Raw genomic sequence first — 8,189 nt, 5'->3', positions numbered from 1 at the left:
ATGTCCCGGTCGCCGAATAGGGGGGCGGTCTCCGCCGGTTGTCACCGCCCACACGGGCCCCCCGCCACCCGGGGGTCCGTACCCCCACCGGGGGGCGCCCCCGGCGATATCGCGGGGGGCGCCCCACGTCCGTCGCGCGGCGCGGCTCAGCCGGCCGGAAGCTCCCCGGCGGGCCAGGCGTCGGCCAGCATCGACCGGGTGTCCCCCAGCAGCTGCGGCAGTACCTTGGTGTGACCGACCACCGGCATGAAGTTGGTGTCCCCGCCCCAGCGCGGCACCAGGTGCTGATGCAGATGCGCGGCGATGCCCGCCCCGGCCACCGATCCCTGGTTCATCCCGATGTTGAACCCGTGGGCCCCGGACGCCGCCCGCAGCGCGACCATCGCGCGCTTGGTGAAGTCGGCCAGCTCCGCGGTCTCCCGACCGTTCAGTTCCGTGTAGTCGGCCACATGCCGGTAGGGCACGACCATCAGATGGCCGCCGTTGTAGGGGTACAGGTTCAGCACGGCATAGACGCTCACGCCGCGTGCGACGATGAGCCCGTCCTCGTCCGATTTGGCCGGGATCACGCAGAACGGACAGCCGTCCTCGGCGCCCGGACCGCTCGGCTTGTTCTCACCCTGGATGTACGCCATCCGATGGGGCGTCCACAGGCGCTGGAATGCGTCGGGCGTCCCCACTCCCATCTGCTGCTCCGGCTCACTCGTCATGCCGATCAGCATATTGCTTCACCCCCGCCGAGCGTGTCGCCGGGGCCTCCCCGGTCCGCGCCCCGCGAGGCTGAGGACATGAGCAACCGATCCGCGTACACGGCCACGCCCGGACTGGCCCGCTGGGAGCAGCGCACGGAAGTACCGCTGTTCATCGCCTCCGTGGTCTTCCTCCTCGGTTACGCGGTCCGCGTGCTCGCGCCCCACGACACCGGCCCCTGGCGCGACATCGCCCTCGCCCTGGTCTGCTCGACCTGGCTGCTCTTCGCCGTGGACTACGCCGCGCGGCTCCGGCTGAGCGGCCTCGGCGCGCGCTTCGTCCGCGTGCGCTGGCTCGACACCCTGGTGCTCGCGCTGCCGCTGCTGCGCCCGCTGCGGGTGATCCGGGTCTACGCGGCGGTGCAGAGCCGCCGCGACCGGCCGCGGCTGAGCCTGTACGCGCGGGTGATGGCCTACGCCGGCCTGAGCGCCCTGCTCCTCGGTTTCACCGCCGCCCTGGCGGTGTACCACCAGGAGCACACGGCCGCCGGGGCCACGATCCGTACGTTCGGGGACGCGGTGTGGTGGGCGTGCGCGACGCTGACCACGGTCGGGTACGGGGACGCCACGCCCGTCACCCCCGGCGGGCGGACCGTCGCCGCGATGCTGATGGTGTGCGGGCTGGCGCTGCTGGGGGCGGTGACGGGTTCGTTCTCGTCATGGCTGCTGCAGGTGTTCACCCGGGAGGACGAGAAGGGGCCCGCGGGGAGTCGGTGACTCCCCGCGGGCCCCTCGTGCGGCCTTGCGCGGGACCGGATCCCGGCCCCTTGCGCGGGATCAGACCTGGACGCGGTCCTCGACGGCCTTCGCGATCTTCGCGAGGGCCTCGTCGAGCGGGATGCCGTTCTCCTGCGAACCGTCGCGGTAGCGGAAGGAGACGGCGCCGTTGGCCATGTCCTCGTCGCCCGCGATGAGCATGAAGGGGACCTTGGCCTTCTGCTGGTTCCGGATCTTCTTCTGCATCCGGTCGGAGGAGGCGTCCACCTCGACCCGCAGGCCCTGCTTCCGCGCCTTGGCGGCGAACTCCTGGAGGTAGGGGATGTGGGCGTCACCGATCGGGATGCCGACCGCCTGGACCGGGGCGAGCCAGACGGGGAACGCCCCCGCGTAGTGCTCCAGGAGCACCGCGAAGAAGCGCTCGATGGAACCGAACAGGGCACGGTGGATCATGACCGGGCGCTGCTTGGTGCCGTCGGGGCCGGTGTACTCCAGGTCGAAGCGCTCCGGGAGGTTGAAGTCGAGCTGCACGGTCGACATCTGCCAGGTACGGCCGATGGCGTCCTTGCACTGCACCGAGATCTTCGGGCCGTAGAACGCGGCGCCGCCCGGGTCCGGGACCAGCGGGAGGCCCTGCTTCTCGGCGACCTGGCGCAGCGTCTCGGTGGCCTCTTCCCAGACCTCGTCCGAGCCGACGAACTTCTCCGGGTCCTTGGTGGAGAGCTCCAGGTAGAAGTCGGTGAGCCCGTAGTCGCGGAGCAGGTTCAGGACGAAGGTGAGAGTCCTGTCCAGCTCCTCGGCCATCTGCTCCTTGGTGCAGTAGATGTGCGCGTCGTCCTGCGTGAAGCCCCGGGAGCGGGTCAGGCCGTGCACGACGCCCGACTTCTCGTACCGGTAGACCGTGCCGAACTCGAAGAGGCGCAGGGGCAGTTCACGGTAGGAACGGCCGCGTGCGTCGAAGATCAGGTTGTGCATCGGGCAGTTCATCGGCTTGAGGTAGTAGTCCACCCCGTCGTCGAGCTGCATGGGCGGGTACATGCCGTCGGCGTACCAGTCCAGGTGGCCGGACTTCTCGAAGAGCTTGCCCTTGGTGGCGTGCGGGCTGTAGACGAACTCGTAGCCCTCCTCCTCGTGGCGGCGCCGCGAGTAGTCCTCCATGGCCCGGCGGATGATGCCGCCCTTGGGGTGGAAGACCGCGAGCCCGGGGCCGATCTCGTCGGGGAAGGAGAAGAGGTCCAGCTCGTTGCCGAGCTTGCGGTGGTCGCGCTTGGCGGCCTCCTCCAGGAACTCCAGGTGCGCCTTCAGCTCGTCCTTGGTGGGCCAGGCGGTGCCGTAGATGCGCTGGAGCATCGGGTTCTTCTCGCTGCCCCGCCAGTAGGCCGCGGCGTTCCGCATCAGCTTGAACGCGGGGATGAACCGGGTGGTGGGCAGGTGCGGTCCCCGGCAGAGGTCCTTCCAGCACAGGTCCCCGGACTTGGGGTCCAGGTTGTCGTAGATGGTCAGCTCGCCGCCGCCCACCTCGACATCCGCGCCGTCGTCGGAGGAGGCGGAACCCTTGATGCCGATGAGCTCCAGCTTGTACGGCTCGTCGGCCAGCTCCTCGCGGGCGGCCTCGTCGGTGACCACCCGGCGGGAGAACTTCTGCCCCCGCTTCTGGATCTCCTGCATCTTCTTCTCGATGGCCTTGAGGTCCTCGGGCGTGAACGGCTTCTCGACGTCGAAGTCGTAGTAGAAGCCGTCCTTGACCGGCGGGCCGATGCCCAGCTTGGCGTCCGGGAAGAGCTCCTGCACGGCCTGCGCCATGACATGCGCGGTGGAGTGCCGCAGGATGTTGAGGCCGTCCTCGGAGGAGATCTCGACGGGCTCGACGGTCTCGCCGTCCTTGAGCTCGTACGCGAGGTCCTTCAGCTCGCCGCCGACGCGGGCGGCCACGACGGTGCGCTGACCGGGGAAGAGCTCGGCGGCCGTCGTGCCCGTCGTCACCACATGCTCTTCCCGCTCGGAATCGCGTTGGATGATCACACGGACGTCTGACACCGGTCTCTCCTGACTCAGGGGGTGCGGCGCATTCCTCTTGCGCTCGCAGGGGGAATCGTACCGAGCCGCGGGCCCCGGACGCGAAAGGGTTCCGCCGGGGCGCGGTCCGCCCGGGTCCGGCCGGTCCCCAGGACGCGGGCGCTGTGCCTCCCCGCCCGCGCAGGCCTCCTCGAAGAAGTCCGGGTTCTCCCGGAGCGGCTTCTTCAGCCGGTCCCGTTCGGCGTCGCCGACCTGAACGGGTGACATCCGCGAGGCGCCGGAGAGCCGCCCGGAACCCGCCCCGGCTCTCCGGCCGCCCCTCCGCCCGGAGGGGCGGCCCGACGAGGTGGGCATGGCCCGCGATCCGGTACGCCTCCCTGTCCGGTTCCCTCCGTACATGGGTGACCTCGGCGCCCGCGAGCACCCCACCCGCAGCCGTACGATTCCGGGGCCGCGCGGCCGGGGCGGCGCAGGCGTACGACGACGGCGCCGGTGATCCGGACCGGCACGACGGGCCCGTCGCGCGGATCGCGGGCACCCGTCGGCCGCAGGGCGGGCAGGCCGCCCGGGGAGAACACGACCGGTTCCGGACGTGCGGGGCAGCCCTCGGGGGTACCGGCGGCGGGCGCCCGGTCCAGGACGGCCGGTCCCGGACAGCCCGGCCCCTTCCGAGCCCCGGACCAGGCGATCAAGGCCTCGGCCCGGCCCGCGGCTCCGGCCTCGCCGGCGCCGGGCTCGGGGACATCGCACCACCAGCGGGTCTCGCCACCGGTCACGGCGAGGGGGACGAGGATCTCGCGGGCGGAGGGGACGGCACTGCGGGCGAGCGCGGTGAGCGCCTCGCCGAGCAGGTCCTCGCTGTCGGGGAACACCGTGCTGTCAGGGCGAGGAGGCCCGTCCCGCCCGCCGCCGGGCCCACCGGCGACCATCGGCTGTAGCGGCCGGCCCTCCCCCGCACCGCTGTCGGCGGCGCGACTTTCCACGACGCCTCGATGCGGACCGGCGGATCGATCAACTTCCTTGCCCGTCACCCGTGTTGTCACGCAGGAGACCGGCCGCAAACGGCGTATCAGGCAAACAGCCCGGGTATCACCGATATCGGGCAGGGGGGATTCACTCCATCTGCCGTGCAGGTGCGAGGAGTGCGGGGATGATGCACTGGTTCGAGGGGCCACTGGCCGCTTTCGATACGGAGACGACAGGTGTGGACGTCGAGGAGGACCGGATCGTCTCGGCCGCTCTGGTCGTCCAGGACACCGCGGGCGGGCGCTGCCGCGTCACCCGCTGGCTGGTCAACCCGGGGGTGCCGGTGCCCGCGGGGGCGACCGAGATCCACGGCCTGACCGATGATCACCTCCAGCACAACGGGCGGTGGCCGGCGCCCGTGGTGGAGGAGATAGCGCGGGCGCTGGCCGAGCAGTGCGCGACGGGCCGCCCGCTCGTCGTGATGAACGCGCCCTTCGATCTGACGCTGCTGGACCGCGAGCTGAGACGGCACAGGGCGTCGTCGCTGGCCGGATATCTGGAGAACTCCTCGCTGTGCGTGGTGGATCCCCGGGTGCTCGACAGGCACCTGGACCGCTACCGCAAGGGCCGCCGCACGCTGACGGATCTGTGCGAGCTGTACGGGGTGGCGCTGGAGGGGGCGCACGACGCGGCGGCCGATGCCACGGCGTCACTGGAACTGGTACGGGCGGTGGGCCGGCGCTTCTCCGGCCGTCTGGAGCGGCTGACCCCGGCCGAACTGCACACGCTCCAGGCGGTGTGGCACGCGGCTCAGGCGCGCGGGCTCCAGGCGTGGTTCGCCAGGAGCGGCGTACCGGAGGCGGTGGATCCGGCGTGGCCACTGCGCCCGGAGCTTCCGGTGGAGGCCGCCTGAGCCCGGGGCACGGCGCGTGGTCCGTGGCCCGGGGCATGAGAAAACCGGTCCGTCGATGATGCTGACGGACCGGCTCTTCCCGGTGGGCGATACTGGTTTCGAACCAGTGACCTCTTCGGTGTGAACGAAGCGCTCTCCCACTGAGCTAATCGCCCGGGAACGGGTTGAACCATACAGGGCTCCGAGGGCTTCGTTCAAACGCCCGCCGGCCGAGGGGTGCGAGCGCGTCGTCCGCACACCTACTCAGGCCCGGAACTGAGTATCCGCGCGCATGTACGAAGATATGGCCGCGGTCACACTGCGTCCATGGAACATGTGCCGCCACCCGCCGAGGAATTGGCGCTCCTCGACCGAGAACTGGTGCAGCTGGATGCCCGAAGGCTCCAGTTGCTGACCCGGCGAGCCTGGCTGGTGAGCGCGCTCAAGCAGCCGGTCGCCCCGGCGGCGCGCCCGTGGGGGCCACCGCCCGGGGCCGGTGCTCCCGGCTGGGGACCTCCCCCGGGGCCCGCGGCCCGGCCCTGGGGCGGCGTGCCGGCCGCCGCACCGCGCAGCGCGCAGAACGTGCTGCTCACGCTCGGCGGTCTGCTGCTGGCGATCGCGGCGATCGCGTTCACCCTGGTCAGCTGGGGCACGATGGGCATCGGCGGGCGTGCCGCGGTACTCAGCACGGTGACCCTCGTGGCGGTCGGCACTCCCGCGCTGCTGCTGAGCCGCAAGCTCGCGGCCACCGCCGAGGCGCTGGCCGCGCTCGCCCTGCTGCTGACCGTCCTCGACGCCTACGCGCTGCACGCGGTGGCGGCACCGGACACGGACGGGCTCGGTTTCACGGCGGCCGCCTCGGCGGTCCTCGCGGCCCTCTGGGCGGCCTACGGTCTGGCGCTGGGCGGACTGCGGCTGCCGTTGCCCGCGGCCGTGGCGATGGCCCAGTGGCCGCTGTTCCTGTGGGCGTGGGCCGCCGGTGCGCCGGCGCTCGTGTTCGGGTGGGCGCTGCTGGTGACAGCGGCGTTCGACGTGGTGGTCGCGCTGCGGGGCAAGGGTCTCGCGGTACGGGTCACGGCGTGCGTGGGTGCGACGGCGACCGGGCTGGGCGCGTTGCTGGTGGCGCTGGTGGAGTCGCTGACGGCCGGCGGCCCGACCGGCGCGGTGGGACCGGGGGCGCTGCTGCTCGCCGGGGCCGCGGTGGCCCTGGCCGGGGCCTGGCGCGCACCGGACGGGTTCGCGCCCGTCGCCGGTGCGGTGGCCGGGCTGGCCGCGGTGGGCGCGGTGGGCGGAGTGCTGCGGGCAACGGTGCCGTCGCAGTGGCAGGTGATCGGGTATCTGCTGTGCGGCGCGGCGCTGTTGGCGATGGTACGGACCCGGGTGCCGCGGGCCGCCGGGCGCGGTGTGCTGGTCGCCTCGGCGGCGGTGACGGGCGGTTCGCTGGTGTGGGCGCTGCCTCCGGTCGCGGCCGTGCTGATGGGGCCGCTGTCCCTGGCGTCCGATGTGTGGCGGGGAGCGCCCGGCGGATTCCGGTCGGCGCTCGGGGCTTCGGTGCCGTGGCCGCAGATGATCGCCGCCCCGGTGGTGCTCGCGCTGCTGGCCGCCGCGCTGGGCGCGGCGCACCGGTGGTGGACCACCGTGGTGCGGGCCGCCGCTCCGTTCGTGTCGCCGGGTGAGCCGCTGCGGGGTGCGGCGGGCGCGGGCGCGCTGGTTCTCGGGTGGAGCGCGGTGCTCCTGTCGGCGGCCGCGCTGGATGTGCCCTACCCGGTGGCGCTCGCCCTGGAGTCGGCGCTGGTCGCGGTGGCGCTGGAGGTGGCGGTACGGACCACGGCCGGGCCGGAGGGCGGGCCGCTCCCGGGTACGGCGGTGACCGCGCTGGCGGGTTCGGCGCTGGGCGCCGTGAGTGTGGGGATGCTGTCGCTGGCCTCCGAGGCCGCCACCTACGCGGTGTTCGGTCTGCTGGTGGTGCTGTTCGCCGGGGCGGCGGTGCGGATGCGCGCGGCGGTGGCCCGGTCGCTGTTGGCGTGTGCGGCGGTGGTGTGGGGAATCGTCCTCGCCGTCGGTGCCGGCGCCTCCCTGGGGCTGGCCGGGTACCGGGCCGCCCCGCTGATGCTGGTGGTGCCCGCGGTGACGGTGCTGCTGGGGGCGCGGCTGCGGCGGCATCCGGTGGCGTTGCCGCTGGAGCTCACGGGGGCCTTCGGCGCGGTGGTGGCGGTGGCTCTCGCGGTGCCGGACGCGCCGTTCCTGGCGCTGACGCTGGCGCTGTGCGGGGTGCTGGCCGCGGGTACGGCGGTGCGGGCCGAGCGGCGTCCGGTGGCCGGGTATCTGGCGGTGGGGCTGTTCCTGGCCGCCACCTGGGTGCGGCTGGCGGCCGCGGAGGTGACCGACCCGGAGGCGTACACCCTGCCGGTGACGGTGCCCGCGCTGGTGGTCGGGGTGCTGAGGCGGCGGCGCGATCCGGCGGCGTCGTCGTGGACGGCGTACGGGGCGGGTCTCGCGGTGACGCTGGTGCCGAGTCTCTGCGCGGCCTGGGCGGACCCGGACTGGGTGCGTCCGCTGCTGCTGGGGGTGGCGGCCCTGGTGGCCACGCTGCTGGGGGCCAGGTTCCGGCTCCAGGCGGTGCTGCTGCTCGGCGGCACGGTGCTGGCGCTGGTCGCCCTGCACGAGCTGGCGCCGTACGTGGTGCAGGTCGTGGGCGCGCTGCCGCGATGGGTGCCGCCGGCGCTGGCCGGAGCGCTGCTGCTGGCCGTGGGCGCCACGTACGAGCAGCGCAAGCGCGACGCGCGGCGGCTGCGGGAGGTCCTGGGCAGGATGCGCTGACACCCGGGACCCAGAGGTCCCGGGGTCCG

At 73.1% G+C, this 8,189-nt stretch carries 5 protein-coding genes, 1 tRNA gene and 1 pseudogene; 3 read left to right on the top strand and 4 right to left on the bottom strand.

Going from position 1 to position 8,189, the window contains the following annotated elements; translation table 11 throughout:
• Positions 1-146 precede the first annotated feature (146 nt).
• Complete coding sequence (locus ACIGJO_RS22475) at positions 147-722, bottom strand: HIT family protein (RefSeq protein WP_399960677.1); 576 nt, start codon at positions 720-722, stop codon at positions 147-149.
• A gap of 66 nt (positions 723-788) precedes the next feature.
• Between ACIGJO_RS22475 and ACIGJO_RS22470 the strand changes: the two genes are divergently transcribed.
• Positions 789-1,466, top strand: a complete 678-nt coding sequence (locus ACIGJO_RS22470; RefSeq protein WP_399960675.1) for a potassium channel family protein — start codon at positions 789-791, stop codon at positions 1,464-1,466.
• Between the two features lie 60 nt (positions 1,467-1,526).
• On the opposite strand, the gene thrS is transcribed toward ACIGJO_RS22470, so the two are convergent.
• A complete protein-coding gene (gene thrS / locus ACIGJO_RS22465) occupies positions 1,527-3,503 on the bottom strand; it encodes a threonine--tRNA ligase (protein ID WP_399960830.1) in 1,977 nt (658 codons plus the stop codon).
• A gap of 147 nt (positions 3,504-3,650) precedes the next feature.
• Positions 3,651-4,434, bottom strand: a pseudogene (locus ACIGJO_RS22460) (hypothetical protein); the annotation flags it as partial.
• A gap of 198 nt (positions 4,435-4,632) precedes the next feature.
• Here ACIGJO_RS22460 and ACIGJO_RS22455 point away from each other — a divergent pair.
• Entirely contained in the window at positions 4,633-5,361 is a 729-nt protein-coding gene (locus ACIGJO_RS22455) for a 3'-5' exonuclease (protein ID WP_399960673.1), read from the top strand.
• Between the two features lie 83 nt (positions 5,362-5,444).
• Here the strand turns inward: ACIGJO_RS22455 and ACIGJO_RS22450 are convergent.
• A tRNA-Val gene (locus ACIGJO_RS22450) sits at positions 5,445-5,516 on the bottom strand.
• A 151-nt stretch (positions 5,517-5,667) separates the two neighbouring features.
• On the opposite strand from ACIGJO_RS22450, the gene ACIGJO_RS22445 reads away from it, so the two are divergent.
• Entirely contained in the window at positions 5,668-8,160 is a 2,493-nt protein-coding gene (locus ACIGJO_RS22445; RefSeq protein ID WP_399960671.1) for an SCO7613 C-terminal domain-containing membrane protein, read from the top strand.
• The last annotated feature ends 29 nt before the right edge of the window (positions 8,161-8,189 follow it).

The sequence above is a fragment of the Streptomyces sp. NPDC079020 genome (assembly GCF_044542225.1).
Taxonomy (GTDB): Bacteria; Actinomycetota; Actinomycetes; order Streptomycetales; family Streptomycetaceae; genus Streptomyces.
This window is presented reverse-complemented; position numbering and strand designations above follow the sequence as displayed.

Coding starts and splice junctions, on each gene's coding strand:
- ACIGJO_RS22475 (WP_399960677.1), bottom strand. CDS start 722: ATGCTGATCGGCATGACGAGTGAGCCGGAGCAGCAGATGGGAGTGGGG.
- ACIGJO_RS22470 (WP_399960675.1), top strand. CDS start 789: ATGAGCAACCGATCCGCGTACACGGCCACGCCCGGACTGGCCCGCTGG.
- ACIGJO_RS22455 (WP_399960673.1), top strand. CDS start 4,633: ATGATGCACTGGTTCGAGGGGCCACTGGCCGCTTTCGATACGGAGACG.
- ACIGJO_RS22445 (WP_399960671.1), top strand. CDS start 5,668: ATGGAACATGTGCCGCCACCCGCCGAGGAATTGGCGCTCCTCGACCGA.